Source organism: Aquimonas sp., assembly GCF_044377145.1.
GTDB lineage: Bacteria > Pseudomonadota > Gammaproteobacteria > Xanthomonadales > Xanthomonadaceae > Aquimonas.
In genome coordinates, this window is record NZ_JBILJQ010000034.1 from 20,495 (window position 1) to 45,717 (window position 25,223).

The window sequence follows — 25,223 nt, forward strand, 5'->3', positions numbered from 1 at the left end:
GCTGACGCCGCAGCGTCAGGTGATTTGTCCGCAGCTACCGCAAGTGGCGATGCGGCGCAGACAGCAGCGGCAATGCCGGCCGCCAGAAGGCATTTCAGTCGTTTCACGTTCTCTCCCCGAGAAATTTCAAAGCAACTCACCAAAGAACGTTGCGTCGCAGCGCTCCCCCTTGCAGATCAGCGAACCGGTGATTTCAATCCCTGCAGCATCACGTCGGCCGCTGTACTTTCAATCAACATCTTGCGCACGCCTCCCCCAAGGCGATGGTTCGCGGTCCAGCGGCCATCGGGCTGCTGGGCGCGCTGGTCCAGTTCAAAATCGGCGCTGATCCCGCTGGCTGCCGTGACCTCAAGATCAAGTTCGATGAAGAGCGGAACGTCGGCCAGCACACCGCCGCCCGTGCGCAGACGAACCGGTTCCGCCCACTCTGCACTCATCGCGAAGGCGCGGATGAGGCCTGTTTCGCTTTCGAGATCCATCGCGCCTCGCGCTGCGACCGTGATGATTCCGCTGCGGCTGCGTGCGAACACAGAGTTGTCCAGGCGGCGCACGACGATCGCGCCGAAGTCGGCGTAGACCTGGACCTTCAGCTTCGACGGCACGAACACGAACAGGTCGACCCGGCCGAGCCGAGGGTCGGCCGGAGTCGCAGGGTCATGCTCGTCGTAGCGAACGCGAATGCCCTGCGTGCCGGGTTCGGAAAACCATTCGCGGCGCGCTTCGCGCGGGCTGGCGCCGATGCGCTGTTCAACGACCTGGATCGAAATCGAACTGCTGCTGCTTTGCCGGATCTGGACCTCGCCGTAGGGATTGTCGACAACGATCGTTGCCACGTCCTGTTCGAGCTTGCGCTCTTCGCGAAACCTCTCCAGCGTGTAGGGCTGCACCGCAGGCGCTTCGGCCGCGACGGCAGGCGCTGATGGGCTGGTCCGGCTTGCCGAGGGCGCCGCGCAGCCGGCGAGGAAGCAGGTACTTGCCAGCAGCAGGCTGAGCAACGGTCGCAGCGAAGCAATCCTCATCAACAGGCCTTTGCATGGGAGAAGGGACTGTGGATTCTAGCAGCGGATTCCGCCCGTGGTTGTGCCGGCAAGTGGGCGCCGAGTGCATTCAGCAACGCCTCCGTGAGCGCTCGGGCGCTCTGTCTGCTTTCAACATGGCGGGCGCCGTCCGCGCCTGCAGCTGCATACTGCGAGGCGCCTCGATCCCGCCGACGCCGATCAGATAACGGAGCCAAGCCATGCGCCTTCCGATGCACGCGGTAGCAATGTTCATCTGGGTGGTCTGCCTGCTGGTGAACCTTGCCTTCTGGGCTGGCGTTGCCGGCTCGGCTGTGCTCGGCCCCAGCCTGCGTGAGCCGCTGCGCATGCAGGCGCCGCTGGCCTACAGCTATCTGCTGATCGGTGAGGCGCTGGCGGCTCCGCTGGGATTGACCGACTCGATGGCGGGTTTCGCCGAGGCCAATGTGGAGCGCCACGCCTATGTCACCGAGATGCCGGCGGTGGCGGTGGATCGTCTGATGGCGGCGCGCAGTGGCTGGCTTGGGACCTTGCACCTCGCGCCGCTGTGGATGCTGCCGGTGGTCGGATTTCTATGGTGGCGTCGGCCGCGCAAGCTGCAGACCTTCGGCAGGCGTTGAGCCTCGCACCGCAGGCTCGGCCAACGGAGAGGCCACTGAAAGGAACAGCCAGCAGTGCGCCCCACTGCAGTGCAGTCGGGTAGGCCGCGTCCTCGAACACACCGACCGCGTGCGGCTCCGGGCCGAAGCGCCAGCTGCCAAACACGTGATCCCACAGCGGAATCGCGGTGCCGAAGTTGCCGGCCTGAGCGCTGTCGGTGCTGTGGTGAAGTCGATGCAGCTCGGCGTTGCCGAGTACCCAACCGAGCCGACCCGGCCTCGTCTCGATGTTGGCGTGCACCAGAACGCTCTGGGTCAAGGCGAATGTGCTGAGCGCGAGGATGGCTTCACCGGAAAATCCAAGCAGCAGCAGTGGCAGCACTCGCGCCAACGTGTCCCATGCCGCATTCAGCGGGTGCGCCGTGAGTGCATTTGCAGCGTTGAGCTTATCGGGCCGATGGTGCAGCAGGTGCGCCTTCCACAACCAGCCGTCACGATGACTCAAGCGGTGCAGCCAGTACGGGCCGAACTCCGCCAGCGGCAGGCCCAACGCCAGCTGCAGCGCCAACGGCCAGCCCAGTGCGTCCCCAGCCAGCGCGACCGCCACGATCGCCAACAGAGCGCTGATCGCGCCGTCGGCGACTGCGTTCAGGCCGAACACGCTGATGTCGCGCTTGAGTTCGGCCGATGTCGGCTGCCAGTCGCGGCGGTGCGTGCACCAGAACTCTGCGGCGAACACCACCAGCATCACCATGCCGAGCCACGGCAGCAGACGGAGCGCCTGTGGCAGACCAGTGCTGGCGTACAGCCAGCAGGGCAGGGCCAGCAGCAGGCCGAGCTGCAGCCCGTTGCAGTTGGGATGACGCGGGCGCCAATCGGTGGTCGAATGCATGCGCTGGGCCGTTTCGGTGGGGGCTGCAGGCTCGTCGCGTTCGCGCAATCGCGCATTAACCCGGGTTTACGGATGCATCAATCACTGCCAGCGGCCCTGCAAACCTTGATCCAGTGCAGCCCCCTGCGTGTACTGGCCAAGGGTGACAGCCTGGTCCGACCCGGCGCCGTGTGCAGCCAGGTCTGGGTGCTTGAGCACGGCCTGCTGCGCACCTATTCGCTGGGTGCCGACGGAGGCGAGTTCAACCACGACTTCCTCGGGCCGCGGGCCTGGGCCTGGGCGCGGCTGGAGCTGCGGGCGAGCGACCGCACCGCGGCATTGCCGTCGGAGGGCCGTCTGGATCTGATGCCCGACGGCACGCAGGCGCCTAGCAACGCGCGGCTGTGCTGCGCCGAATCCGCGCTGGGTATCGAGGCCTTGATGCCAACGGCAGTGCGTGTGCTGGAGGTCGCCAAGCTCGACGCCCTGCGGCGCAGCGATGCTGCCAGCGGGACGTATCTGATGGATCGGCTCATGTGGGCGAGCTCGCAGCGGCTGGGACGCGAGGCTGCGCTGGTACAACTGTCGCCCGCTGAGCGCTATCGGTCGCTGATCGAGGCGCAGCCCACGCTGGAGTCTGCCGTCAGCCAGAAGCAGATCGCGGCCTGGCTGGGCATCACGCCGGTGGCGCTGTCACGCATCCGGCGTCGATTGGCGTCGGCGTGAATCACAGTCGGATGCGAGCGCAGCAGCAGTCGACTCGTCTACCGGCTCTCAACCCGGCGTGCCGCAGTAGATCCTGTGCAGCACGCCGATGATCTCCTGCACCGGGCCGGGCGATAGCGAGTAGTAGATCGTCTGTGCGGAGCGCCGGGTACGCACCAGGCCTTCCTCGCGCAACACCGCCAGATGCTGCGACAGGGCTGACTGCGACAGTTCCAGCCCTGCATTGATGTCGCCGACCGCCTGTTCACCGCCGACCAGCATGCACAGGATCATCAGTCGGCGATCATTGGCCATGGCCTTCAACAGCTGTGCGGCATCGGTGGCATGCGCGCGCATCTCCTCGGCGTCGGTAGGGGCGATCATCTGGGTGTTGGACTTGGATGTGGGCATGTGGTCGCTGTAGCTGGAGTGGCGGGCCCGCTTGGGCGAACCATTCTAGGGCGGGTGACCAGGCGTGCGGATTTGGCAGCATCGCCTGGTCGTGTGGGCTGGGCTCCGTGGCAGTTGGAGCGTGGCCGCGGCTGGGTTGCGCCGCGTTCTCATGTGCCTGTCGCAGCCGCGTCGCCGCTTGAGCTTTGCCCCGGCCTGCCGGCTTCTAGTGCATCGTCACGGGTAGCCCCGCGGCGGTCCAGGCGGTGATGCCGCCGGCCAGCGAGCGCACGTTCTTGAAGCCCAGGTTCTGCAGGCTTTCAGCAGCAAGAGCGGACCGGCCGCCAGTTCGGCAGTACACAACAATGGGCCGCTCGCGCAGGGCCAGCGCAGGCTCGGTCACGCAGGCCACGGCAGGGTTGGCTTCGACCTGGAACTCCAGCACGCCGCGCGGAATCGGCACCGCGCCCGCGAGGTGACCGGTGGCGAACTCGGCGGGTTCGCGCACATCGATCAGCACGTAGCTGCCCGGTGCCTCGGCCGCCAGCGCTTCGGCACTGACTTCGTTGATGCGCGCGCGGGCTTCGGCAACCAGCTCGGATGGGGACTTCGACATGGCACTCTCCAGTAAATATTAGTTTACTCTAATATTAGAGTTATCTAAATTGTCCAATGTCAGGTGCAGCCGCGCAAGTCAGGCGTAGCGTCCCCTCCACAACTGCTGCACTCAGGCGCTGGCCCCCCGGTTCGGGCCGCGCCTGGACCTCTGACGACCGGCATGCGGGAGGTGGCTGTGATGGCCAGGATCATCGTGGTAGGCGGCGGCATCGGCGGCATCAGCGTGGCCTACGAGCTGCGCGCGGGGCTCGGCAAGGGGCACTCGGTCACCGTGGTCGGTGACAGCCCGCGGTTTTCATTCACGCCGTCAAACCCCTGGGTGGCAGTGGGCTGGCGCAAGCCCTCGGACATCCAGATCGAGATCGGCCCCTATCTCGGCAAGAAGGACATCGCGTTCGAAAGCTGCGGCGTTCAGACGCTGCTGCCGACCGAGAATGCGCTGACGCTGGCCGATGGCCGACGCCTTGAATACGACTACCTGGTGCTGACCACCGGCCCGCGGCTCGCCTTCGACGAAATTCCAGGCCTCGGCCCGGAAGCGCACACCCAGTCCATCTGCACCACGCCACATGCGCTGCATGCCTGGCAGGCGTACCAGGAATTCATCAAGGATCCCGGCCCGATCGTGATCGGCGCCGCACAGGGCGCGAGTTGCTTCGGCCCCGCCTACGAGTTCGCGATGATCCTGGATGCCGACCTGCGCAAGCGCAAACTGCGCGATCGGGTGCCGATCACCTATGTCAGCAGCGAGCCCTACGTCGGCCACATGGGCCTGGGCGGCGTCGGCGACTCCAAGGGTTTGCTCGAAGGCGAGTTCCGCCAGCGTCATATCAAGTGGATCGTCAACGCGCGGATCGCCGAAGTGCGCGCGGGCGAAATGGAAGTTCACGAGATGAACGAGGCCGGCGAGAAGGCGCGCGAGCACCGGCTGCCGTTCAAGTACTCGATGGTGCTGCCGGCGTTCACCGGGGTGGACGCGTTGCGTGCGGTCAAGGAGATGTGCAATCCGCGCGGCTTCGTGCTGATCGATCGCCACCAGCGCAACCCGACCTATTCGAACGTGTTCTCGGCCGGCGTCTGCGTGGCGATTCCGCCGGTGGAAGTCACGCCGGTGCCGACCGGCGCACCCAAGACCGGCTTCATGATCGAATCGATGGTCAGCGCGATCGTCGAGAACATCCGTGCCGACCTCGACGGCCGACCCGCTGAAGCGGTAGCGACCTGGAATGCGATCTGCCTCGCCGACATGGGCGACACCGGCGCCGCATTCGTGGCGATCCCGCAGATCCCGCCGCGCAATGTCACCTGGGCCAAGGTCGGCCGCTGGGTGCATCTCGCCAAGATCGCGTTCGAGAAGTACTTCCTGTCGAAGATGAAGTCCGGCAACACCGAGCCGCTGTACGAAAAGTACTTGCTGAAAGCGCTCGGTATCGACCGGCTGAAGTAGAGCAGAACTCATCGCAGGCCCGGAGCCCGCCCACCACTCCGCGCCAACCTGCTTCCAACGAATCCCGAATCCCGAATCTCGAATCCCCAACCAAAGGAACACCCCATGAACCTCGACCGTGCCATCTTCGCCTTCGCTGGCGTGCTGATCCTGCTCAGCGTCGCCCTCTCTCACTATGTGTCGCCGTGGTGGCTGCTGTTGACGTTGTTCGTCGGCGCCAACCTGTTGCAGGCTTCGTTTACAGGCTTCTGCCCCGCGGCGATGGTGTTCTCGAAGCTCGGCGTAAAGTCGGGCTGCGCGTTCAAGTAAGGAAAAACGATGCGTACCGTCCCGCACCTGCGTGTCATCGCGCTGCCCCTGCTGCTGGCCCTGTCGGCATGCGGTGGTTCAGAGCCCGAACTGAAGCCGGCCGCGGCCGCCGCGCCACCGCTGGCCCTGATCGAAGCGCGCGCCGAAACCGCGGCGCGTGAGCGGATCTGGGACGGCGTGGTCGAGGCGGTGCACCAGGCCACGCTGTCGGCACAGACCGGCGGCCGCGTGCTCGAGCTGCCCTATGACGTGAACGACTTCGTCAACGCCGGTGATGTGGTGGTGCGATTCACTGCGGTGGAGCAGCAGTCCGCGCAGCGGCAGGCGCAGGCGGCGCTCTCCGCGGCACAGGCGGCGGCCAGCGAGGCCGAAGCGGAGTTCAAGCGCGTATCGGAGATCTACGAGCGGCGGCTGGTCGCGCGTGCCCAGCTGGATCAGGCCACCGCCCGCCGCGATGCCACGCGCGCCCAGCTCGAATCGGCACGAGCCGCATTGAGCGCGGCCGGTGAGCGGGTCGACTACACGGTCGTGCGCGCGCCGTACTCGGGCATCGTCACGCGTCGCTTCGTCGAGGTCGGTGAAACCGTCGGGCCCGGCCAGCCGCTGATCGAAGGCTTGTCCTTGGATCGGCTGCGGCTGGCGGTGCAGGTGCCGCAGTCGGACGTGGCCGCGATTCGCGCCAGCGGGCGCGCCTTTCTGCTGCTGGCCGACGGGCGCCGAATCGCCGCGGAATCGGTGACCGTGTTTCCGTATGCCGACGCTGGCACCCACAGCTTCAGCGTGCGGGTCGACTTGCCCGAGGCCGATACCGACTTGGCACCGGGCATGACTGCGAAGGTCGCGTTCGTGATCGGCGAAGCCGAGCGCCTGCTGCTGCCGGCGACCAGCCTGGTCAGACGCAGCGAGGTTACCGCCGCCTACGTGCTGGCCGAGTCGGGGCTCAGCCTGCGCCAGCTGCGCCTTGGGCATCGTTACGGCGATGCATTCGAGGTGCTTTCAGGCCTGAGCACCGGTGAACGCGTCGCCGCCGATCCGGTCGCTGCCGGCGTCTGGCTGGAGCAGCAGCGCAAGGCCCGCGGCGATGACTGAGCAGGGCGCACGCATGGGCATTTCCGGCCGACTGGCCGCGGCCTTCCAGAACAATCCGCTGACGCCGATCCTCGCCATCGCCGGCCTGCTGCTGGGCCTGATCGCGGTGATGATCACACCACGCGAGGAAGAGCCGCAGATCGACGTCACCATGGCCAATGTGTTCGTGCCCTTCGCGGGCGCGCCGGCCGAGGACGTCGAGAATCTGATCAGTTACCCGCTGGAACAGGTGCTGTCGGAGATCGAGGGCGTCAAGCACGTCTACTCGATCAGCCGGCCCGGTATCGCCGTATTGACGGTCGAGTTCACCGTCGGTGTGCCGCGCGCAGACGCGATCCTGCGGCTGTACAACCAGGTCTACTCGAATGCCGACTGGGCGCCGCCGGGCCTCGGCGTCGGCCAGCCGCTGGTGCGGCCGATGGGCATCGATGATGTGCCGGTGATGAGCCTCACCGTGTGGACGGACGACCCCGCCCGCGGCGGCGTGGAGCTGGCTGAAGTCGCGCACACGCTGGAGACCGAGTTGAAGCGCGTGCCCGGCACCCGCGATGTGTACAGCATCGGTGCACCGGACCGTGCCGTGGTGGTGGAGCTGGACCCGGTACGCCTCGCCACCTATGGCATGGACATGAACGACCTGTCCGCTGCCTTGGCCGCCAGCAATGTGGTCAGCCAGGCCGGCGAGCGGATCAGCGCTGGCGTGCAGGTGCCGGTCACCGCGGGCACCTATCTGGCCGATGCCCAGCAGGTGGCCGAGCTGGTGATCGGCCTGCGCGAGGGCCGCCCGCTGCTGCTGTCGGATGTCGCCGATATCCGCCGCGGCGCCGATCTGCCGATCCAATACGTCTGGCATGCACCAACGGTTGACGGCGCCCTGCAGGGCATGGCCCCCGCAGTGACCATCGCGATCGCCAAGAAGCCGGGCGCGAACGCGGCTGACATCACCACGGCCGTTGAACGTCGCATCGGCGAGCTGCGCGGCAGCCTGATTCCGGAAGGCATTACGGTCAGCATCACCCGTGACTATGGCAAGACCGCCAACGACAAGGCGATCCAACTGATCCAGAAGCTGGTCTTCGCGACGATGGCCGTGGTCCTGCTGGTGCTGTTCGCGCTGGGCTGGCGCGAGGCGGTAGTGGTCGGCAGCGCCGTGATCATCACACTGGCGCTGACCTTGTTCGCCAGTTGGGCGATGGGTTTCACCATCAACCGAGTCTCGCTGTTCGCGCTGATCTTCTCGATCGGCATCCTGGTGGATGATGCGATCGTGGTGGTTGAGAACATTCACCGCCACATGGCGCGCGGCGGCAAGTCGCTGATCGAGGCGATTCCACCCGCGGTCGACGAGGTCGGCAGCCCGACGATTCTGGCGACCTTCACCGTGATCGCCGCGCTGCTGCCGATGGCCTTCGTCAGTGGCCTGATGGGGCCGTACATGCGGCCGATTCCGATCAATGCCTCGGTCGGCATGCTGCTGTCGCTGGCGGTGGCGCTGATCGTCACGCCCTGGCTGTCGCTGAAGCTGCTGTCGAAGCAGCACACGACGCATAGGGTGGGTCTCGACCCACCGGGCCCCGACCCGTTCGACAACTCGCAATCGTCGCGCGTGGGCGATGTGCAGGTTGAAGGGGGGCGCACAGTTGAGGCCCTGGTGGGTCAAGATCCACCCCATTCAACGGTGGCGACCGACACGGCGGCGAAGGGAGAAGCCCACGGCAGCGGCATCGCGGCCCGCCTGCACGCAGTCTTCGAGCGTCTGCTACGGCCGTTCCTGCATCGCGAGCGTGGCGCGCGCCGGCGCTGGTTGTTGTTCGCCGGCATTGCTGCGGCGGTGGTGCTGTCAGCCGGGCTGGCGGTGGTGCAGCTGGTGGTGCTGAAGATGCTGCCCTTCGACAACAAGTCGGAGTTCCAGGTGGTGGTCGACCTGCCCGAGGGCAGTCCGCTGGAGCGCACCAATGCGCTGCTGCAAGAGCTCGCGATGACGCTTGCTCAAGTGCCCGAAGTGGCCGACATGCAGGGCTATGCCGGCACCTCGGCGCCGGTCAACTTCAACGGGTTGGTGCGCCAGTACTACCTGCGCGAAGGCGCCAACGTGGGCGACCTGCAGGTCAATCTGGTCGACAAGTCGCAGCGCGCGCGCAAGAGCCACGACATCGCCCGCGCGGTGCGGCCGGCGCTGCAGCAGATCGCCGCGCGCTACGGTGCGGCCCTGAAAGTGGTCGAGGTGCCGCCGGGCCCGCCGGTGCTGTCGCCGCTGGTGGCCGAGATCTACGGCCCCGATGCGGCCAGCGCACGGCGGATTGCGCTCGATCTGGCCGAGACCTTTCGCACGACGCCGGGCCTGGTCGACATCGACAGCACGGTTGAAGCCACTGCTGCGCGTGAGGTGCTGGTGGTCGATCGCGAGCGTGCGGCGCGGTTGGGCCTGTCGCAGGCGCAGATCGCCCAGGCGCTGCAGGCGGCGGTCTCCGGTGTCGATGCCACCTATCTGCGCGACGGCGCCTCCAAGTACCCGGTGCCGGTGCGGCTGCGTCTGCCCAGCGGCGATCAAGCCAGCCTGGACGCGTTGCTCGGTCTGCGCGTGCGTGCGGCGGATGGCCGCATGCTGCCGCTGTCCGAAGTGGTGCGGGTACAGGCGGCCGAGTGGGAGCACGCGATCTTCCACAAGGACATGCGGCCAGTGGTGTACGTCATGGCCGATGAAGCGAGTGCGGTCGACAGCCCGCTGTATGGCATGTTCGCCGTGGTCGGCGCATTGGCCGATGCGCGGCCCGGCGGGTTCGAGCTGGAGCAGCATTTCTTCTCACCGCCGGAGAGCACCGCCGGTTTCAGCCTCAAGTGGGACGGCGAATGGCAGATCACCTTCGAGACCTTCCGCGATATGGGTATCGCCTACGGCGCCGGCATGCTGCTGATCTATCTGCTGGTGGTGGCGCAGTTCCGCAGCTATGTGGTGCCGCTGATCATCATGGCGCCGATCCCGTTGACGGTCATTGGTGTGATGCCCGGGCACGCCCTGCTGGGGGCACAGTTCACCGCCACCAGCATGATCGGCATGATCGCCCTGGCCGGCATCATCGTGCGCAACTCGATCCTGCTGGTGGACTTCATCAACCACGAGCTGGCCCACGGTCGACGGCTTGAAGACGCCGTGATCGAAGCCTGCGCCGTACGTGCGCAACCGATCGCCCTGACCGCGCTGGCGGCGATGGCCGGCGCGCTGTTCATCCTCGACGATCCGATCTTCAACGGTCTCGCCATCGCGCTGATCTTCGGCATCCTGGTGTCGACGGTGCTGACCCTGGTGGTGATCCCGCTGCTGTACTACGCGTGGTTGAATCTGCGAGCCGAAAAGGAGACTGCTGCATGAGCGACGACACCATTGTGCTGGCCTGCCCGCACTGCCACGGACTCAACCGCGTGCCACAGGCGCGCCTGTACGACCGGCCGAACTGTGGGCGCTGCGGCGGTGCGATTTTTGCCGGCCGCCCGTTTGAGCTGGGCAGCGAGAACTTCGAGGCCCATGCAGGCCGCGCCCAACTGCCGGTACTGGTCGACTTCTGGGCGCCCTGGTGTGGCCCGTGCAGGCTGATGGCTCCGGCCTTCGCCCAGGCGGCGGCCGAGCTTGAGCCGCAGTTTCATTTGGCCAAGGTCGACACCGAGGCGCAGCCCGCCCTCGGCCAGCAGTTCGGCATCCGCAGCATTCCCACCCTGGCGCTGTTCCACGCCGGTCGGGAAGTCGCCCGTCAGTCCGGCGCGTTGCCGGCCGGCGAGATCGTGCGCTTCGCGCGCACTGCCTTCATGCAGTACGCCCAAGGGAACTGAGCCATGGCCGAGACTGAAACCTTCAGCATCGTCGTCGAGCAGGAGCAGGACTACGTCTTTCGCATCAGCTTCGAGGGCACCGAAATCCCCGATCTGCTCAGCGACGAGCCGGCGCCTCTGGGCGGCGGCAGCGGGCCCAATCCATCGCGCATGCTGGTCGCGGCCGTCGCCAACTGCATGGGCGCGAGCCTGCTGTTCGCGCTGCGCAAGTACAAGAACGAGCCCACCTCGCTGCGTGTGCAGGCCACGGCCCACATGGGCCGCAACGAGGCCGGGCGCATGCGCGTCGCCAAGGTCGATGCGCAGATCACCCTGCCGGAGATGGCCGGCAGCTATCAGCAGATCGATCGGATTCTGGCCCAGTTCGAGCAGTTCTGCGTGGTGACAGAAAGCGTGCGCAGCGGCGTCGAGGTGAATGTCAGCGTGGTCGATGTCACCGGCGCGCTGCTGCATGGCACCGCAGCGCAAGGGTCGACGGGCTGAACGCCCGGCCCCGGCGCTGCAAAAAACGCCGCCAATGAGCGATAGCGTACCGTCTTGCCAGCGCGTTCAGGCTTAGGCTGCGGCTCTCGGCCCGGCCGTCGCGTTGCGACCGGCACCCGACTTTCGAGTCCAACCCGCGAGGAGTTCGAATGCGGCCCACCTACCGCCTGCTGTGCTTGAGTCTTCCGTGTGCGCTCGCCGTCACCGACCCGCTGTGGGCTGCCTGTCCGGCAAGCGGCTCGCTGATCCCGGCTGAGCTGGAGGCCGCGGGAGCCGTGGTCGGCGACATCCATATCCAGCGCAACAACGTGTTCGACACCTCTATCAAGGAGGAGGACCGCGCGCTGTTCCGCGCCGCCAACCGCCTGCATCGAGTCACCCGTGACGAGGTGGTGCGGCGCCAGTTGCTGGTGGCGCCCGGGGATCCCTATCGACAGCGCTTGCTGGACGAAAGTGCGCGCGTGCTGCGTGCCACCGAGTATCTGCGCGAGGCCGAGCTGCGTCCGGTCGCCTGTGTCGACGGGCGCGTGGCGATCGCGGTCGAGACCCGCGATGTGTGGTCACTGAATCCCGGGATCTCGGGCGGCCGCAAGGGCGGCGAATCTTCGTACGGTCTGGATCTGGAAGAAAGCAATCTGCTCGGCACCGGCGCGCAGCTGTCGCTTTCCCGGCGTTCGGATGCCGATCGCAGCGAAACCGCGCTCAGCTATCGCAATGATCACCAGTTCCGGCCCTGGACCCGGCTCGACCTGCGCGCCACCGACAACAGCGACGGCAGCGGCTGGGCGGTCGGTGTGCAGCAGCCGTTCTACGCCCTCGACACGCGGCGTAGCTGGGGCGTGCGGATCGATCATCTGACCCTTGAGGAGTCGTTGTACTCACGCGGCGAGGAGGTCGCCGAATTCCGCCAGCGCAATCGCGATTTCGATGCGTGGTGGGGCGTGTCGAGCGGCCTGCAGGGCGATCGCGTGACCCGCTACACCGTCGGCCTGCGTGATCTGCAGCGTGACTTCCTGCCCTCGGTCGACCCCGAACTCAGCGGCCCGCTGCCTGAAGACCGGCACCTCACCGGCCCGTGGGTGGGCGTCGAGTCGATCCGCAACGATTGGGCGGTGCTGCGCAACTACGACCAGATCGACGTCAGCGAAGACGCTCTGCTCGGTCAGCGCTGGCTGGCGCGGCTGGGTCGCTCCGACACCGTGCTCGGTGCCGATCGCGACGCCTGGTGGCTGGAAGTCGAGGCAAGCCGCGGCCTGCGCCTGCCGAAGGCGTCGCTGCTGCGGCTGCAGACGGAGTTCTCGACCCGGGTGGAGGACGGCAACGCGCGTGATCTGAGCCTGTCGGGCAGCGCACGCTACTACCGTGAAAATGGCAAAAACCGGCTGTTCTTCGCCACCCTGGAGGCGCAGTACGGGCACAAGCTGGACCTCGATGGCCGCGAGTATCTGGGCGGCGATACGGGCCTGCGCGCCTACCCCCTGCGTTGGGCCGGCGGTGAGAGCTTCGCCCGTTTCAGCGTCGAGCAGCGCTACTTCACCGATTGGTACCCGTGGCGGTTGTTTCGTGTCGGTGGTGCGGTGTTTGCTGATGTCGGCCGCAGCTGGGGCGACGATGGTCTCGGCAATGCCAACCCGGGATTGATGGCGGACGTCGGCGTGGGCCTGCGGCTGTCGAACACGCGCAGCGCGTTCGCGCGGGTGATCCACATCGATCTGGCGATTCCGGTCGACAGCGATCCGTCGTTGAAGACGGTTGAATTCGTGATCGAGGCGCGGCGCGCATTCTGAGGGTCTGGAGCGGTTGGCGTTCCGCGCGCGTTGTGCTGAGGTGCGGCAGCATCGCGCGCCCGCCTCGACAGAAATCCACGCCATGTCCAAAGTTCGTCTCTCGCGCCTGCTCGCCGCAGTCGGGTTTCTGTGGTGTTCGACCTCGCTGATGGCGGCGGTGCCCGAAGCCGAGGCGTTTGATGCTCACTTTCGACAGGTGCTGGTGGAGTCCGGTGTACCGGGCGGCGCGTATGCCGTGGTGGTGGGCGGCGCGGTGGCGCGGGTGCAGGGGCACGGCCGGCGCAGCGGCACCGGTCGATGCCGACACCGTGTTCCGATTGGCCTCGGTCTCGAAGACCTTTGCGGCGGTGGCGACCGGCCTGACGGTGCGCGATGGTCAGCTCGGCTGGCAGGACTCGCTGGCCGATCGCTTGCCGGGCTTTGCGCTGAAGCGCGCTGAAGACACCCGGCGCTTACGCATCGAAGATTTGTTGGGTCAGTCGACCGGACTGGTGCCAAACGCCTACGACAACCTGCTCGATGCCGACCAGTTGCTGGCCAACATCCTGCCGCACTTCCGTGAACTCACACCGATCTGCGCGCCGCGCAGCTGCTACAGCTACCAGAACATCGCGTTCTCACTGATCGACCCGGTGCTGGAACAGGCCAGCGGCGAGCCCTACACGGCGCTGGTGCAGCGGCGGCTGTTCACCCCGCTGGGGATGCGGCGGGCCTCGTTCGGTCTGGACGCGCTGCAGGCTGATTCCAATCACGCGCTGCCGCACGAAAAACGCGCGGGGGTGTGGCGGCAAGCGGTGTTGAAACCGGCCTACTACCAGGTCGCGCCGGCCGCCGGTATCAATGCCAGCGCGCGTGATCTTGGCCAATGGCTGCTGGCCCAGCTCGGGCATTTCCCCGCCGCGCTGCCGGCCGAGGTGATCACCGCCGCCACTCGCAAACGCGTGCGTACGCCGCGCGAGCTGCGCCGGCGCGGCTGGAGCGAACTGCTGGACGACGCCCACTACGGGCTGGGCTGGCGGATCTATCGGATCGGCGAAGACGAGCTTTACCTGCACAGTGGCTGGGTCAAGGGCTATGTGGCCGAAGTCGCCTACTCGCCGCGCCATGGCGTCGGCCTCGCCGTGGTCTTGAACGCCGAGAGCTCGGCGCTGAACCGGATCACCACCGCATTCTGGGCGCAGGTGTTCGAACGGCCGGTTCCCGTAATTCGATAGGCCTCAGCGCTGCAGTGGCGCGCAGGGCAGGGCGAAATCGACGTGGTAGTGCTCGTCGTGGCGGACCCAGGCCTGGCGCGGCAGAAAGTTCAGCTGCTGACGCAGTACGCGGCCCCGGCGCGTTGCATACAGAGCGGGCAGATAGCGGGTGTCGAGGATCACCAGTGCGATGCCGGCGTCACGCTTGTGGCCGCCTGCTGCAGCTGGAACAGGTGCTCTGCCAGCGCCTCGAAGTCGATCTGCAGCTCGCCCAGGTGGCCGAGTTGGTCGAACTCCAGGTCATTGCCGAAGCGGGTGAAGGGGCTGGTCGGAATCGGCACCGAGTGGCCAGCGGCATCGCGCACCGGCACGAAGAAGTCGATCGACAGGCCGTTCTGGTGGGTACGGTGCGGACGCAGGCGCCCGCCCTGCGGCCAGCTCGCTTCGCCGTAGACGAAGCGCAGCTCAGGCTGCTGTGCGGCGATCACGGCATACGCGTCCAGCGCGATGGCCCGCACCACCGAATGCGTATGCGTGCGACCGAGCGCCGCCGCGGCACCGCTGAAGGCCTGGAAGTTGGCGCCGGTCACTGGAAGCTTGCTGGCGTTCTCGAGTCGGCCCTGCGAGACGCTGCCGAAACAGCGGCTGCGGTCGTGTTGCGGTGTGTCCGCATGCGCCGATTCGGCCAGCAGTGCTGCCGCCAGCAGCAGGACTCGGATGTTTCGAATCATCATCAGTCCGCGCTCTTTGATGCCGGGCTTCGATAGGGGGCCATGATCGTGGCGTCCGGCCGACAGGTCCAGCGCGCCGGATACCGTGTGTTCGCCGGCCTGGCACTCCTGTCGAGGTGAGCTCCGGGAGCGATCCCGACCTACGTCGGTCCACCCGGAAATGCATTCAGTCGGAGCTTCAGATGGCTCAGGCCGTTGCCCTCAGGCTCGGGCAGCTGACCAGCGCGGATATTGATCTGCACGCTTCGCAGGATCAGTCGCGGCATCGGCAGGGTGGCACCACGGGATTCCCGCATCGCGACCAAGCTGTCGATATCGCGGCCGTCGCCGACATGGGTGTTGGCCCCACGTCGCGCAGTGGGTAGAAGCGTCCAATTGATCGGAACTCGGTGGGCCGATCTGGTTCTCAGACCACTGCGCCGGTTCGCCGGCTTGGTTTTTCCGCTGCTCTGACAGACACTTGCCCAATGCCGATCCGCCCCGCCCGTTGTGTCCCCATGCTGCTCGCTGCCAGCGTCCTGTTTGCGCAGGGGGCCCAAGCCTCGTCGCTGTTTCGCTGCACCGGCGCGGAGGGTGAGACCGTATTCACCTCTGACGCGACCGGCTACAACGGCTGCAAGCGGTTGCAGGTGCCGGTCACTTTGAACTCCGGTACGGTGGCAGCGCCTGCGACGCCTCCGACTCCAACGCCTGCGCCCGTGGCGACTGGAGAGCCCGTGACCGCTCCGGCTCTGGCCGCCGTGCCGCCCCCCGCGGCGGCCGTTCCCACCACCGCTTCGGTGGAGTTCCGCACCCGCAGCGATGGTGCGGTGATCGACGCCCCGGCCGCCGCCGCGGACGCGCGGGTCAGCCGCGGCGCGGTGTATCGCTACATGAAGGACGGTGTCGTCCACTACACCAACCGGCGCCCGGCCGGCCAGCCCGCGCAAGTGCTCTTCAGCTACATCGAAACCTGCTTCGCCTGCAGCGTGCGCAGCAGCGTCGATTTCAACGCAGTCGGCTTGAACGTCACCGCCTTCGCAGAAGAAGTCCGCACCGCGGCACTGGCGCACGGGGTTGAAGAGGCTTTCGTGCGCGCGGTGATCCACGCCGAGTCGGCGTTCCAGACCGCGGCGCTGTCCAACAAGGGCGCCCAGGGCCTGATGCAGCTGATGCCTGCCACTGCGGCACGCTTCGGCGTGGTGGACCCGTTCTCGCCGCGCGACAACATCTACGGCGGCACTGCGTATCTGGCCTGGCTGCTGAAGCGCTTCGACGGCGACACGCGGCTGGCGGCAGCGGGCTACAACGCCGGTGAGGGCGCGGTAGATCGCTTCGACGGTGTCCCGCCTTACGCCGAAACGCAGGTGTTTGTCGAACGCGTCGCGACCCTGCTCGGCCGCTACCGGGTCGAACTGGCGCAGGCTCCGGCGGCTGCGTCAGCCTCGCCTGCGCCCGGTGCGCTGTAGCGATCAGGCGCCAGCGGGCGGCCGCTGCATCAGATCGAGATCGGTCTGGAATGGAACCCCGGCACGCAGACCGGCGACACGTACGCGCGAACCCGGAGGCAGCTCCGCCTCGCGCTGGCGCAGACTGGCAGCATCTTCAACCGGCACGCCGTTGAACTCCAACAGGATATCGCCGGCGCGCAGCCCCACGCCCTGGGCGGGCCCACCGCTGTAGACGCCGGTCAGGGCTACGCCGCGTGGGCCCTCAAGCGCATGCGCGCCCGGCAACACCGGGGCATCGCCGTATTCCGCACCCAGCCAGCCCCGAGTCACCACGCCCTTCTCGCGGATCTCGCGAAACACCTCGCTGGCGATCTTCATCGGAATCGCAAAGCCAATCCCCTCGGCGCCATTCAGCCGTCCCAGCACGAAGGTGTTGATGCCGATCAGCTGGCCGCTCGCGTTGACCAGGGCGCCGCCGCTGTTGCCCTCGTTGATCGCCGCGTCGGTCTGGATGAAGTCCTCCGAGAACGCCTGATTCAAGGGGGTGCGGCCAAGCCCGGACACGATGCCTTGGGTGACCGTCTGGCTGAGGCCGAACGGATTGCCGATCGCCAGCACCACATCACCGACCCGCATCGGCAGTTCGGGGTCCAGCACCAGAGCCGGCAAGCTGCTGCCGTCCATTTTCAGCACTGCGATGTCGGTTTCGGCATCGCTGCCCACGATCTGGGCCTGGGTGACCCGGCCATCCCACAGTGCGACGCGGATCTGCTCGGCGCCGGAGATCACGTGGTGGTTGGTCAACACGTAGCCGTCCTCACTGACGATCACGCCAGAGCCGAGCGCGCGCGCAAGTCGGGTCCGGGTCGGGCCGACGGTGACGCCCGAGAATCTTTGCGTAGTGGGGTCCGGACGGATCAGCAGGCGCTCGGTCACCACCCGGTCCGCATAGATGCTGACCACCGCCGGCGCCGCGCGCTGTACCGCATCCGCGTAGCTGTGCAGCGGTGCCGCCGCACTGGCTGCAGCGCCGCCGCGCAGCCAACCGGCGACGCCCGGCACGAGCTGCAGGATCACAAAAGCAGCAGCCAGCCCGAACACGGCGCTCTGCAGCAGGAACATCAATGGACGGAAAGGGCGCTGCATGGCGTCATCGGTGGCGCGGGCGGCCCGCATTGTGCCCTGTGAAGGGCCTCGCCGCAGCCAGCGTCGAGCCCGCTTGCGTTGTCGATGGGTTCAGCCATCCGCTACACTACGCCGCTTCGCAAGGCCCGCATTTCGGCCCTGCTCCAATTCCCAATTGCGCAAGTGCGGAGAGCCGAATGGCTAACCAAGGCGTCAACCCAGGCCGCCGCCGCTTCCTGACTGCCACCACGGCCGTGGTGGGTGGTGCCGGAGCGATCATGGCCGCCGTGCCTTTCATCAGTTCCTGGCAGCCCAGCGCACGCGCCGAGCTGGCCGGAGCGCCGACTACCGAAAACATCTCCAAGATCGAACCCGGTCAGCGGCTGACGGTCACCTGGCGCGGGCAACCGGTGTTCATCATCCGGCGCACGCCCGAGCAACTGGCCGAGCTGCCGGCGCTGGCCGGTCGCTTGAAGGACCCGCAGTCGACCAACCTCGACCAGCAGCCCGACTACGCCAAGAACGAGCAGCGCTCGGTCAAGCCCGAGTATCTGGTGCTGGTTGGCCTGTGCACCCATCTGGGTTGCGTGCCACTGTTCAAGCCTGAAGTGCAGGCCGAGCCCTTCGACGGCGACTGGAGAGGCGGGTTCTATTGTCCGTGCCACAACTCGCGCTTCGACCTGGCGGGTCGTGTGTTCGATGGCGTGCCGGCACCGACCAACCTCAAGGTGCCACCGCATCGTTTTGTCGACGAAGGTACCCTCATCATTGGCGTCCATCCTGAGGGAGCCGCCTGATGTCCAGCATGATCGATCGCACTGTCGCGAGTGTCACCCAGTGGGTGGACGACCGCGCGCCCGGGCTCAAGGGCGCTTACAACAAGCATGTCGGCCAGTACTACACGCCGAAAAACTTCAACGTCTGGTACTACTTCGGCTCGCTGGCGTTGCTGGTGCTGGTCAATCAGATCGTCACCGGCATCTGGCTGACGATGAATTACAAGCCGTCTGCCGCCGAGGCCTTCGCCTCAGTCGAATACATCATGCGCGACGTCGAGTGGGGCTGGCTGATCCGCTACATGCACTCCACCGGCGCGTCGCTGTTCTTCGTGGTGGTGTATCTGCACATGTTCCGCGGCCTGGTGTACGGCAGCTCGCAGAAACCGCGTGAGCTGGTCTGGGTGATTGGTGTCGCGATCTTCCTCGTGCTGATGGCCGAGGCCTTTCTGGGCTATGTGCTGCCCTGGGGCCAGATGAGCTACCACGGTGCGCAGGTGATCATCAACCTGTTTGGCGCCGTGCCATTTGTCGGCAACGAGCTGACCGAGTGGATCCGCGGTGATTTCCTGGTCTCCGATGCCACCCTCAACCGCTTCTTCGCCCTGCACGTGATCGCGCTGCCGCTGGTGCTGCTGCTGCTGGTGGTGCTGCATCTGGGCGCGCTGCACGAGGTCGGCTCGAACAATCCCGACGGCGTCGACATCAAGAAGAAGAAGGGCCCAGACGGCAAGCCGCTGGACGGCATCCCGTTCCACCCCTATTACACGGTCAAGGACCTGTTCGGCGCCGGTTTCTTCCTGACCATCGCAGCGTTCATCGTGTTCTTCGCGCCGACCTTTGGTGACCTGTTCCTTGAGTACGACAACTTTATCCCTGCTGACCCGATGGTCACGCCCACGCACATCAAGCCGGTGTGGTACTTCACGCCGTACTACGCGATGTTGCGCGCGGTGCCGGACAAACTGTTCGGCGTAATAATCATGGGCGGCGCGGTGATGATCCTGTTCCTCCTGCCCTGGCTGGACCGCAGCCCGGTGCGCTCGATCCGCTATCGCGGCCCGCTGTCGAAGCTGCTGATCGCCATCTTCGCGGTCGGCTTCGTCAGCTTGGCCTGGCTCGGCCTGCAGGCCGGCAGCGAGACGCAGACCCTGATGGCTCGCATCTTCACCGTGTACTACTTCGCGTTCTTCCTCTTGATGCCGTTCTGGACCCGCTGGGATTCCGTGCGGCCGGTGCCGGACCGGGTGACCACCCATGATTAAGCGACTGATTGCGCTTGCCTTCGCAGCCGCAGCCACCCTGTGCTCAAGCGTTGCCTTGGCGGCTGGCGGTGGCCCCCTGCTCGACAGCCAGGTCAACATCAACGACAAAAGTTCGCTGCAGCGTGGCGCCGCTCTGTTCATGAGCTACTGCGCGGGCTGCCACTCGCTGGGCTATCAGCGCTACTCGCGCACCGCCAAGGATCTTGGTCTGTCCGAAGAGCAGGTGATGTCCTACCTGAACTTCACCGGCGCCAAGTTCGGCGAGCATATGAAGGCCTCGATGGACCCTGCTGACGGTGCGGTCTGGTTCGGCAAGGCCCCGCCGGATCTGTCCCTGGTCGCGCGCGCCAAGCCGGGCGGCCCGAACTGGACCTACACCTTCCTGAAGTCGTTCTACGTCGACGAAACCCGTCCGGCCGGCTGGAACAACACGGTATTGGCGGGCGCCTCGATGCCGAACGTGTTGTGGGGGCTGCAGGGCATTCAGCGCCCGACCTACGGCGAGCACGGTGAGATCGCGGGCTTCGAGCTGGCTCCGGCTGGCAGCCAGACACCTGAGGAATTCGACCGCACCATCCGCGACATCACCGCCTTCCTCACCTATGTCGGTGAGCCCGCGGCACTGAAGCGCGAAGCCTATGGCGTGTGGGTTATTCTCTTCCTCGCGGTCTTCACCTTCCTCGCCTGGCTGCTCAAGACCGAGTACTGGCGAGACGTCCACTGACAGACCGTATGGCGGCCGGTGCTCTTGCGGGCACCGGCCGAACCCTGATCTTGTGGGATGGGGAGATACGGGATGGCTGCGAGTCCACGTCTGCGCAACGCGCTGACCCTGTTTTCGGCGCGCGACTGCGTGACCTGTCACCGAATTCGTCTGGTGCTGGCGGCGAAAGGCGTCGTGTATGAGCTCGTGGCGGTCGATCCCGACCAGCCTCCCGAGGATCTGCTCGATATCAACCCGACCTTGAGCCTGCCGACCCTGGCTGATCGCGATCTGGTGCTCTACTCGGCCGCCGTACTCAGCGAGTACATCGACGAGCGCTATCCGCACCCACCACTGATGCCGATCGATCCGTTGTCTCGCGCGCGCCTGCGCCTGGCGATGTCGAGGCTGGAGCAGGAGTGGATCCCCGAGCTCGATGCCATCGCCGCGGGCAGCAGGGCCGAATCCGAAGCCGCGCGCAAACGCATGCGTGAGCTGGTGCAGGCATCGTTGCCGTTGTTCAAGGCCTCGCGCTTTTTCCTCAATACCGAGCTCTCGCTGGCCGACTGCGCGCTTGCCCCGATCCTGTGGAGGCTGCCGGCTCTCGGAATCGACCTTGCCCGCGACGCGAAGCCCATCGAAGACTACGCCCAGCGCATTTTCCGCAGCCCGATCTTCGTCCGCAGCCTGCTGCCCGAAGAGCGGCACTACCGTGAACTACCTGCATGACCGAGCCGACGCCACCGCGCATGACTTCCAATCGCCCTTACCTGTTGCGGGCGATCTACGACTGGATCAACGACAACGGCCTGACGCCGTATCTGTTGGTCAATGCGGCGGTGCCGGGCGTGCAGGTGCCGTCTTTCGCGGTGAAGGACGGCAAAGTGGTGCTCAACATCGCCATGCGTGCGGTGGAAGCGTTGGAGCTGGGCAACGAGCGGATACGCTTCCACGCGCGCTTCTCCGGCAGCAGCCACTCGCTTTCGATCCCGCTTGATGCGGTGGAGGCGATCTACTCGCAGGAAACCGGGCAGGGCATGATGCTGCCGCCCGACGACCCGCAGCTGACGGCGCCGGCAGTCGAACGTGAACCGCCAGCGCCGACGCCCAGCGGCGACGAACCGCCGAAGCGTTCGCACCTGCGTGTCATCAAATAGGCCGCAACGGACGGACGATGTGGTCAGCAGCGCGGCGGCCGATCCTTCCCCACGTTCACGCGCGACGTGCGTCGAACCATCGCCCAGCTGAGCCAATAAGCACCGCTCGGGTCGACATCATCCCTGTAGTGGGTCTGTTGATCGTGCGCGGGTGCCGCTTGGCGCCAGTCCTGGCGCCAACTTCAGCGCCTAGCCCCAGTTGCCGAAGCTGCGCCCCGGCAGCAGTGGAGCTGCTGGCTGGGGTTCCGATAGCGGCTCGGGAGCGGTGATCCAAAGCAGCTTCAGGCCCAGCAGGGCCAGCCCCCCGCTGGCGCGATCACTGCCTTCACGGGAATAGTCAAAGCGGTATTGCCGCACGACGCCCAGTCGGCCGCTGTCGTTGCGCTTCAGCCCGAGCTTGACCAGGGCGACGGAGTGGTCGAGCAACTGCACGCCGGCACGTTCGCAGGCTTCGGCGCCAAGGCGGCGCGCCTCTTCAGCGGCGTCGCGGGCGCGTATCCAAGCATGCAGGCCGATGCCGAACAGCACGAGCAGAATCAGGGAAGTTTCCATCGCATCAGTCTGGGGGCGCTAACGAGCGGCCGCAAGACGTGCGCTGATGGAAAGGCCGACGCGCGCGCCAGTTGCAACGAAACGCAAGCTGCTGCAGTGCTTCGCATTTGATCGAACGCATCTGCGGCGTCTCTTCACGGCTGGCGGCCTTGCTCCTCCTCGCCAGAGCGCTGTTATGACTCGTCGCCGCGCCTTGCCAGTCACGCAAAGCCACTCGCAGTTGCGGTCCGGTCAGTACGAATCACTAAACTAGCGCGAGCGGCGGCCACCCACGCGGCTGCAAACCTGCACATCCGCTGGCGGACGCCGCCCAAACCGGGAAGGCCCGACTCGGCGCCCCGGCACCTGCTGGCGGCGAGGGGGCTGCAACGACACCGACACGGCGGCGATGCCGCCAATTGAATGGCTAGAAGAGACAGCGTTGTTTGGGCCGGGCGCTGACCCGCTCGGCCGGGGGACCAGATTGGGGGAGTCGGTGGCGTCTTGGGTGATCGAGGGGTATGGGATCGAATCTGAGCTGGGCGTACAGCCCGGCTTGGTGTTGTTGCGTGCGCGTCAGTTGATGCAGGACGCGCAGGTGCTGCTGCAGATCTGGAGTGACGCCGATACGCGCGTGCGCGACGGCGTCCGGCAATTGGCAGGGCTGCGCCATCCTGGTCTTGCCACCGTGCTCGACATCGGAGAAACCGTCGATGGCCGCCTCTATGTGGCCTTGGCCGGACTGCCTGGCCCAAGTCTGGCGACCCGGCTGCGCGAGGGCATCGACCTGGAACAGGCCTGCACCCTGCTGCGCCGGCTGGCCTTGGTGGTCAACCATCTTGAGCAGCGTTCTCCCCATCGGCCGGAACTGCACGCCGAATCGATCCTGTTCGAGGCAACGGGACGACCGGTGATCACCCGGCTGGCGCCGCCGGCTCAGGATGAGGGCGCCCGCGCCACGCTCAGCGAGATCGGGGCGCTGTTCTACGAAGCGCTGACCGGTTTCGCGCCGACCGCCAGCGGCGCAACGCTGCCGGATTATCTGCAGCGCTGGCAGCCGATCGTTGACGGCTGCAGCGCGGGTGGGTTCAAGTCGGCGAGCGAGCTGCTGTCCTGCCTGGACGGGCTGGAGGGCCGGATGCAAGGGTCAGCATTGACGGTGCCCAAGACCGAACCCGCAGCGACCAGCCCTTCAGCCGAGCCGGCGACCCTGCGCGGCGCCATCGTGGCTGCTCCACTGCAAGAGGCGGCGACCTCGCCCGGCGCCCAGCGAACGCTCTCCGCTTCGGCGGCGGCGCAAACTGCGCTTGCGGAGGCCGCTGGGGCTGCGCCGCCAGACGGAACGGCGCCGTCACCGGAACCTGCAGTCAAGCAGCGTCCCGACCCACCCACGGCGTGGTCGGCCAAGCTGCTCGGGCCGCCCGCTCTTGCCGTCGCAGAGCGGGCCCCGGCGCCGGCAGAGCCGCTCCATGCGCGGCCGGAGCCCCAGCACGCTGAGCGTCCCGCGACAGTCAAGACCCGGACAGCGCCGGATCCTGAAGCTGCCGCACTCGCTCCACCCGCACCCGCAGATACCACTCGCGTCACTGCACCCTCGCGCCGAATGCCGGCCGACCTTGGGGATAGTCGCGCCGAAACGGTCATTCCGTCGCGCCCGCGCACTCAACTGCCCGGCAGCACGCCCGAACCGCCGCCGCCCTCGGTGGTGCCTCTCTATGCCGCCAGCGCCGTGGCCGTGCTGGTGTTGTTCGCGGGCCTGTGGTGGTGGCTGGCAGATGGCACGAACTCCATGCCTGCGCCGCTCGCGAGCGTGCCGGCTGCTGCCTCAAGTGCTGTGGCCGACGCCCGTCCGGCGATGACGCTGCAGGCGCGCGCGCCGCTCGCGAGCGGCGACCTCACGGCGGACGAAATGGACGCCGCTTTGGAATTCCCGCCCACAGGCGGCATTGAGCTTGATCTGGCCGCCCTTCCCACGGTGGAAGATCCGGTCGCGCGCTTCATTCTGTTTGGCCGCGCCAATATCGAAGCCGGTCGTCTGATCGCCCCACCCGGGCGCAACGCACTGGAGCGCTATCTGCTCGCGCTGCGCATCGAGCCCTCCAATCGCGAGGCGCAGGCGGGCGTTGCCGAAGTCGGCAGGCGCTGTCTGCAGACTGCCGTCGCCGCGGCCGACCTGGATGGTCAACTGCAGGCGCTTGAGTGCGTTGAACAGGTGGCCGCCGCACACGCGGCCGGAGAGGCCGTGCTGGCCGAGGCCATGGATCTGCGTGCACGCGAGCACGACCGCAGGATCGTCGCCGGCGCGGAGGCGTTGCGGGCCTGGCGCAGCGACGAGGCGCAGGCGCTGTATGCCGAAGCCTTGCGGCTGGATCCCCAATCCGGCGCCGCGCGTTCGGGCAGCGAGGAAAGCGCGCGTCAAGGCAAGCCGGGCCATATGTTCCGCGACCGCCTGCGCGATGGCAGTGATGGCCCTGAACTGCGAATCGTTGCGCGCTTGGGCTGGGCGCGCAACGAGGTCAGCGTGGACGAGTTCCGGCGCTACTGGGTTGCCGCGGGTCAGACCAAGTTCGGTCAAAGCCTGCCAAGTTGCCGCGACCGCGAATCGCTGTTGCGCAGCTCGCGGCGCCGCAGCTGGCAGGCGCCGGACTTCGCCCAGGACGGCGGCCACCCGGTGGTCTGCGTCAACTTTGCGATGGCCGAGGCCTACGCCGGATGGTTGAGCGAACAGACCGGTGCGCGTTACCGGATGCCGACGCAGGCCGAATGGCAGTCGGTGGCCGGCTCGCCCCAACCGGGTTGTGCCGCCAACTTCCGCGACCAGAGCGCCGCGCAGGCCTGGAACGCCCGCGAAGCCAGTGAATGCAGCGACGGCCATGACCACACCGGATCTGCAGGCGGCGCCTTTGAGACCGCCGGTTTGCGCGGGCTGTGGGGCAATGTGGCCGAATGGCTCAGCGACTGCGACGGCAACAGCTGCCGCCAACGTGTCGCCGCGGGCGGCAGTTGGTTCAGTCCGGCCAACGAGGCTGGGCCGCGCGGCTTTGCAGCGGAGCCGGGCTTCACTACCATCGGCATTCGCGTTGTTCGCGAATTGCCGGCTCGCGACTGATCCAGAGCTTGAACGGCCGGCGGCCGAAGTGCACCGTTTCGATCCGGCGGCTTCAGATGTCCCG

At 66.8% G+C, this 25,223-nt stretch carries 26 protein-coding genes; 17 read left to right on the plus strand and 9 right to left on the minus strand.

Annotation, left to right across the window (positions count from 1 at the left end):
- Nucleotides 1–176 precede the first annotated feature (176 nt).
- Nucleotides 177–608 (minus strand): hypothetical protein, encoded by a 432-nt coding sequence (locus tag ACIQ7H_RS11735; RefSeq protein WP_395791623.1) that lies wholly within the window; start codon nt 606–608, stop codon nt 177–179.
- A gap of 48 nt (nt 609–656) precedes the next feature.
- Here ACIQ7H_RS11735 and ACIQ7H_RS11740 point away from each other — a divergent pair, with 48 nt between their 5' ends.
- Nucleotides 657–920: a hypothetical protein gene (locus tag ACIQ7H_RS11740; protein WP_395791625.1), complete on the plus strand. Its 264-nt coding sequence runs from the start codon at nt 657–659 to the stop codon at nt 918–920.
- A gap of 561 nt (nt 921–1,481) precedes the next feature.
- Here the strand turns inward: ACIQ7H_RS11740 and ACIQ7H_RS11745 are convergent.
- Nucleotides 1,482–2,507: a sterol desaturase family protein gene (locus ACIQ7H_RS11745; protein ID WP_395791627.1), complete on the minus strand. Its 1,026-nt coding sequence runs from the start codon at nt 2,505–2,507 to the stop codon at nt 1,482–1,484.
- Between the two features lie 72 nt (nt 2,508–2,579).
- Here ACIQ7H_RS11745 and ACIQ7H_RS11750 point away from each other — a divergent pair, with 72 nt between their 5' ends.
- Nucleotides 2,580–3,212 (plus strand): Crp/Fnr family transcriptional regulator, encoded by a 633-nt coding sequence (locus tag ACIQ7H_RS11750; protein WP_395791629.1) that lies wholly within the window; start codon nt 2,580–2,582, stop codon nt 3,210–3,212.
- Nucleotides 3,213–3,260: 48 nt separating this feature from the next.
- Here the strand turns inward: ACIQ7H_RS11750 and ACIQ7H_RS11755 are convergent, their stop codons facing one another.
- Nucleotides 3,261–3,602: an ArsR/SmtB family transcription factor gene (locus tag ACIQ7H_RS11755; RefSeq protein ID WP_395791631.1), complete on the minus strand. Its 342-nt coding sequence runs from the start codon at nt 3,600–3,602 to the stop codon at nt 3,261–3,263.
- 205 nt (nt 3,603–3,807) lie between these two features.
- On the minus strand, nt 3,808–4,197 hold the full coding sequence (locus ACIQ7H_RS11760) for a rhodanese-like domain-containing protein (RefSeq protein WP_395791633.1): 390 nt from the start codon (nt 4,195–4,197) through the stop codon (nt 3,808–3,810).
- Nucleotides 4,198–4,377: 180 nt separating this feature from the next.
- On the opposite strand from ACIQ7H_RS11760, the gene ACIQ7H_RS11765 reads away from it, so the two are divergent.
- The 8 genes from ACIQ7H_RS11765 (at nt 4,378) to ACIQ7H_RS11800 (ending at nt 14,353) form a co-directional block, all read left to right on the plus strand.
- The gene (locus tag ACIQ7H_RS11765) at nt 4,378–5,646 is read left to right on the plus strand and encodes an NAD(P)/FAD-dependent oxidoreductase (RefSeq protein WP_395791635.1); all 1,269 of its coding nucleotides are present in this window, start codon (nt 4,378–4,380) and stop codon (nt 5,644–5,646) included.
- A gap of 105 nt (nt 5,647–5,751) precedes the next feature.
- Nucleotides 5,752–5,955 carry a DUF2892 domain-containing protein gene (locus ACIQ7H_RS11770; protein ID WP_395791637.1) on the plus strand — a complete coding sequence of 68 codons (204 nt, stop codon included), beginning with the start codon at nt 5,752–5,754 and terminating at the stop codon, nt 5,953–5,955.
- Between the two features lie 9 nt (nt 5,956–5,964).
- Complete coding sequence (locus ACIQ7H_RS11775) at nt 5,965–7,044, plus strand: efflux RND transporter periplasmic adaptor subunit (protein WP_395791639.1); 1,080 nt, start codon at nt 5,965–5,967, stop codon at nt 7,042–7,044.
- Nucleotides 7,037–10,414, plus strand: a complete 3,378-nt coding sequence (locus ACIQ7H_RS11780) for an efflux RND transporter permease subunit (RefSeq protein ID WP_395791641.1) — start codon at nt 7,037–7,039, stop codon at nt 10,412–10,414. The genes ACIQ7H_RS11775 and ACIQ7H_RS11780 overlap by 8 nt, the downstream gene beginning before the upstream one ends.
- Nucleotides 10,411–10,869, plus strand: a complete 459-nt coding sequence (trxC, locus tag ACIQ7H_RS11785; protein WP_395791643.1) for a thioredoxin TrxC — start codon at nt 10,411–10,413, stop codon at nt 10,867–10,869. The genes ACIQ7H_RS11780 and trxC overlap by 4 nt, the downstream gene beginning before the upstream one ends.
- 3 nt (nt 10,870–10,872) lie before the next feature.
- Nucleotides 10,873–11,352, plus strand: coding sequence for an OsmC family protein (locus tag ACIQ7H_RS11790; protein WP_395791645.1), 480 nt, complete (start codon nt 10,873–10,875; stop codon nt 11,350–11,352).
- Between the two features lie 149 nt (nt 11,353–11,501).
- Nucleotides 11,502–13,139: a BamA/TamA family outer membrane protein gene (locus ACIQ7H_RS11795; protein ID WP_395791647.1), complete on the plus strand. Its 1,638-nt coding sequence runs from the start codon at nt 11,502–11,504 to the stop codon at nt 13,137–13,139.
- Between the two features lie 179 nt (nt 13,140–13,318).
- Entirely contained in the window at nt 13,319–14,353 is a 1,035-nt protein-coding gene (locus ACIQ7H_RS11800; protein ID WP_395791649.1) for a serine hydrolase domain-containing protein, read from the plus strand.
- A 3-nt stretch (nt 14,354–14,356) separates the two neighbouring features.
- Here the strand turns inward: ACIQ7H_RS11800 and ACIQ7H_RS11805 are convergent, their stop codons facing one another.
- From ACIQ7H_RS11805 to ACIQ7H_RS11815, 3 genes are all read right to left on the minus strand, one after another.
- Nucleotides 14,357–14,515 carry a hypothetical protein gene (locus ACIQ7H_RS11805; protein WP_395791651.1) on the minus strand — a complete coding sequence of 53 codons (159 nt, stop codon included), beginning with the start codon at nt 14,513–14,515 and terminating at the stop codon, nt 14,357–14,359.
- Nucleotides 14,512–15,066, minus strand: a complete 555-nt coding sequence (locus ACIQ7H_RS11810) for a penicillin-insensitive murein endopeptidase (protein WP_395791653.1) — start codon at nt 15,064–15,066, stop codon at nt 14,512–14,514. The genes ACIQ7H_RS11805 and ACIQ7H_RS11810 overlap by 4 nt, the downstream gene beginning before the upstream one ends.
- Before the next feature lie 137 nt (nt 15,067–15,203).
- Nucleotides 15,204–15,359: a hypothetical protein gene (locus tag ACIQ7H_RS11815; protein ID WP_395791655.1), complete on the minus strand. Its 156-nt coding sequence runs from the start codon at nt 15,357–15,359 to the stop codon at nt 15,204–15,206.
- Between the two features lie 420 nt (nt 15,360–15,779).
- On the opposite strand from ACIQ7H_RS11815, the gene ACIQ7H_RS11820 reads away from it, so the two are divergent.
- Complete coding sequence (locus ACIQ7H_RS11820) at nt 15,780–16,511, plus strand: lytic transglycosylase domain-containing protein (RefSeq protein ID WP_395791657.1); 732 nt, start codon at nt 15,780–15,782, stop codon at nt 16,509–16,511.
- Between the two features lie 3 nt (nt 16,512–16,514).
- On the opposite strand, the gene ACIQ7H_RS11825 is transcribed toward ACIQ7H_RS11820, so the two are convergent.
- Nucleotides 16,515–17,639: a S1C family serine protease gene (locus ACIQ7H_RS11825; protein ID WP_395791659.1), complete on the minus strand. Its 1,125-nt coding sequence runs from the start codon at nt 17,637–17,639 to the stop codon at nt 16,515–16,517.
- A gap of 176 nt (nt 17,640–17,815) precedes the next feature.
- Between ACIQ7H_RS11825 and petA the strand changes: the two genes are divergently transcribed.
- The 5 genes from petA (at nt 17,816) to ACIQ7H_RS11850 (ending at nt 21,519) form a co-directional block, all read left to right on the plus strand.
- A complete protein-coding gene (gene petA, locus ACIQ7H_RS11830; protein WP_395791661.1) occupies nt 17,816–18,415 on the plus strand; it encodes a ubiquinol-cytochrome c reductase iron-sulfur subunit in 600 nt (199 codons plus the stop codon).
- Nucleotides 18,415–19,659 carry a cytochrome bc complex cytochrome b subunit gene (locus ACIQ7H_RS11835; RefSeq protein WP_395791663.1) on the plus strand — a complete coding sequence of 415 codons (1,245 nt, stop codon included), beginning with the start codon at nt 18,415–18,417 and terminating at the stop codon, nt 19,657–19,659. The genes petA and ACIQ7H_RS11835 overlap by 1 nt, the downstream gene beginning before the upstream one ends.
- Nucleotides 19,652–20,383, plus strand: coding sequence for a cytochrome c1 (locus ACIQ7H_RS11840; protein WP_395791665.1), 732 nt, complete (start codon nt 19,652–19,654; stop codon nt 20,381–20,383). Before ACIQ7H_RS11835 ends, ACIQ7H_RS11840 begins: the two co-directional genes overlap by 8 nt.
- 72 nt (nt 20,384–20,455) lie before the next feature.
- Nucleotides 20,456–21,091 (plus strand): glutathione S-transferase N-terminal domain-containing protein, encoded by a 636-nt coding sequence (locus ACIQ7H_RS11845; protein WP_395791667.1) that lies wholly within the window; start codon nt 20,456–20,458, stop codon nt 21,089–21,091.
- Nucleotides 21,088–21,519: a ClpXP protease specificity-enhancing factor gene (locus ACIQ7H_RS11850; RefSeq protein ID WP_395791669.1), complete on the plus strand. Its 432-nt coding sequence runs from the start codon at nt 21,088–21,090 to the stop codon at nt 21,517–21,519. The genes ACIQ7H_RS11845 and ACIQ7H_RS11850 overlap by 4 nt, the downstream gene beginning before the upstream one ends.
- A gap of 189 nt (nt 21,520–21,708) precedes the next feature.
- On the opposite strand, the gene ACIQ7H_RS11855 is transcribed toward ACIQ7H_RS11850, so the two are convergent.
- Entirely contained in the window at nt 21,709–22,071 is a 363-nt protein-coding gene (locus ACIQ7H_RS11855) for a DUF3301 domain-containing protein (protein ID WP_395791671.1), read from the minus strand.
- A 487-nt stretch (nt 22,072–22,558) separates the two neighbouring features.
- Here ACIQ7H_RS11855 and ACIQ7H_RS11860 point away from each other — a divergent pair, with 487 nt between their 5' ends.
- Complete coding sequence (locus tag ACIQ7H_RS11860) at nt 22,559–25,159, plus strand: SUMF1/EgtB/PvdO family nonheme iron enzyme (RefSeq protein WP_395791673.1); 2,601 nt, start codon at nt 22,559–22,561, stop codon at nt 25,157–25,159.
- The last annotated feature ends 64 nt before the right edge of the window (nt 25,160–25,223 follow it).

Bases quoted from the DNA above. Each gene is read 5' to 3' on its own strand.
- ACIQ7H_RS11780 (WP_395791641.1), top strand. From the start codon at position 7,037: ATGACTGAGCAGGGCGCACGCATGGGCATTTCCGGCCGACTGGCCGCG.
- ACIQ7H_RS11840 (WP_395791665.1), top strand. From the start codon at position 19,652: ATGATTAAGCGACTGATTGCGCTTGCCTTCGCAGCCGCAGCCACCCTG.
- ACIQ7H_RS11845 (WP_395791667.1), top strand. From the start codon at position 20,456: ATGGCTGCGAGTCCACGTCTGCGCAACGCGCTGACCCTGTTTTCGGCG.
- ACIQ7H_RS11760 (WP_395791633.1), bottom strand. From the start codon at position 4,197: ATGTCGAAGTCCCCATCCGAGCTGGTTGCCGAAGCCCGCGCGCGCATC.
- ACIQ7H_RS11825 (WP_395791659.1), bottom strand. From the start codon at position 17,639: ATGCAGCGCCCTTTCCGTCCATTGATGTTCCTGCTGCAGAGCGCCGTG.
- ACIQ7H_RS11750 (WP_395791629.1), top strand. From the start codon at position 2,580: ATGCATCAATCACTGCCAGCGGCCCTGCAAACCTTGATCCAGTGCAGC.
- petA (WP_395791661.1), top strand. From the start codon at position 17,816: ATGGCTAACCAAGGCGTCAACCCAGGCCGCCGCCGCTTCCTGACTGCC.
- ACIQ7H_RS11745 (WP_395791627.1), bottom strand. From the start codon at position 2,507: ATGCATTCGACCACCGATTGGCGCCCGCGTCATCCCAACTGCAACGGG.
- ACIQ7H_RS11800 (WP_395791649.1), top strand. From the start codon at position 13,319: ATGCTCACTTTCGACAGGTGCTGGTGGAGTCCGGTGTACCGGGCGGCG.
- ACIQ7H_RS11810 (WP_395791653.1), bottom strand. From the start codon at position 15,066: ATGATGATTCGAAACATCCGAGTCCTGCTGCTGGCGGCAGCACTGCTG.
- ACIQ7H_RS11835 (WP_395791663.1), top strand. From the start codon at position 18,415: ATGTCCAGCATGATCGATCGCACTGTCGCGAGTGTCACCCAGTGGGTG.
- ACIQ7H_RS11855 (WP_395791671.1), bottom strand. From the start codon at position 22,071: ATGGAAACTTCCCTGATTCTGCTCGTGCTGTTCGGCATCGGCCTGCAT.
- ACIQ7H_RS11815 (WP_395791655.1), bottom strand. From the start codon at position 15,359: ATGCGGGAATCCCGTGGTGCCACCCTGCCGATGCCGCGACTGATCCTG.
- ACIQ7H_RS11790 (WP_395791645.1), top strand. From the start codon at position 10,873: ATGGCCGAGACTGAAACCTTCAGCATCGTCGTCGAGCAGGAGCAGGAC.
- trxC (WP_395791643.1), top strand. From the start codon at position 10,411: ATGAGCGACGACACCATTGTGCTGGCCTGCCCGCACTGCCACGGACTC.
- ACIQ7H_RS11770 (WP_395791637.1), top strand. From the start codon at position 5,752: ATGAACCTCGACCGTGCCATCTTCGCCTTCGCTGGCGTGCTGATCCTG.
- ACIQ7H_RS11850 (WP_395791669.1), top strand. From the start codon at position 21,088: ATGACCGAGCCGACGCCACCGCGCATGACTTCCAATCGCCCTTACCTG.
- ACIQ7H_RS11775 (WP_395791639.1), top strand. From the start codon at position 5,965: ATGCGTACCGTCCCGCACCTGCGTGTCATCGCGCTGCCCCTGCTGCTG.
- ACIQ7H_RS11755 (WP_395791631.1), bottom strand. From the start codon at position 3,602: ATGCCCACATCCAAGTCCAACACCCAGATGATCGCCCCTACCGACGCC.
- ACIQ7H_RS11795 (WP_395791647.1), top strand. From the start codon at position 11,502: ATGCGGCCCACCTACCGCCTGCTGTGCTTGAGTCTTCCGTGTGCGCTC.
- ACIQ7H_RS11740 (WP_395791625.1), top strand. From the start codon at position 657: ATGCTCGTCGTAGCGAACGCGAATGCCCTGCGTGCCGGGTTCGGAAAA.
- ACIQ7H_RS11765 (WP_395791635.1), top strand. From the start codon at position 4,378: ATGGCCAGGATCATCGTGGTAGGCGGCGGCATCGGCGGCATCAGCGTG.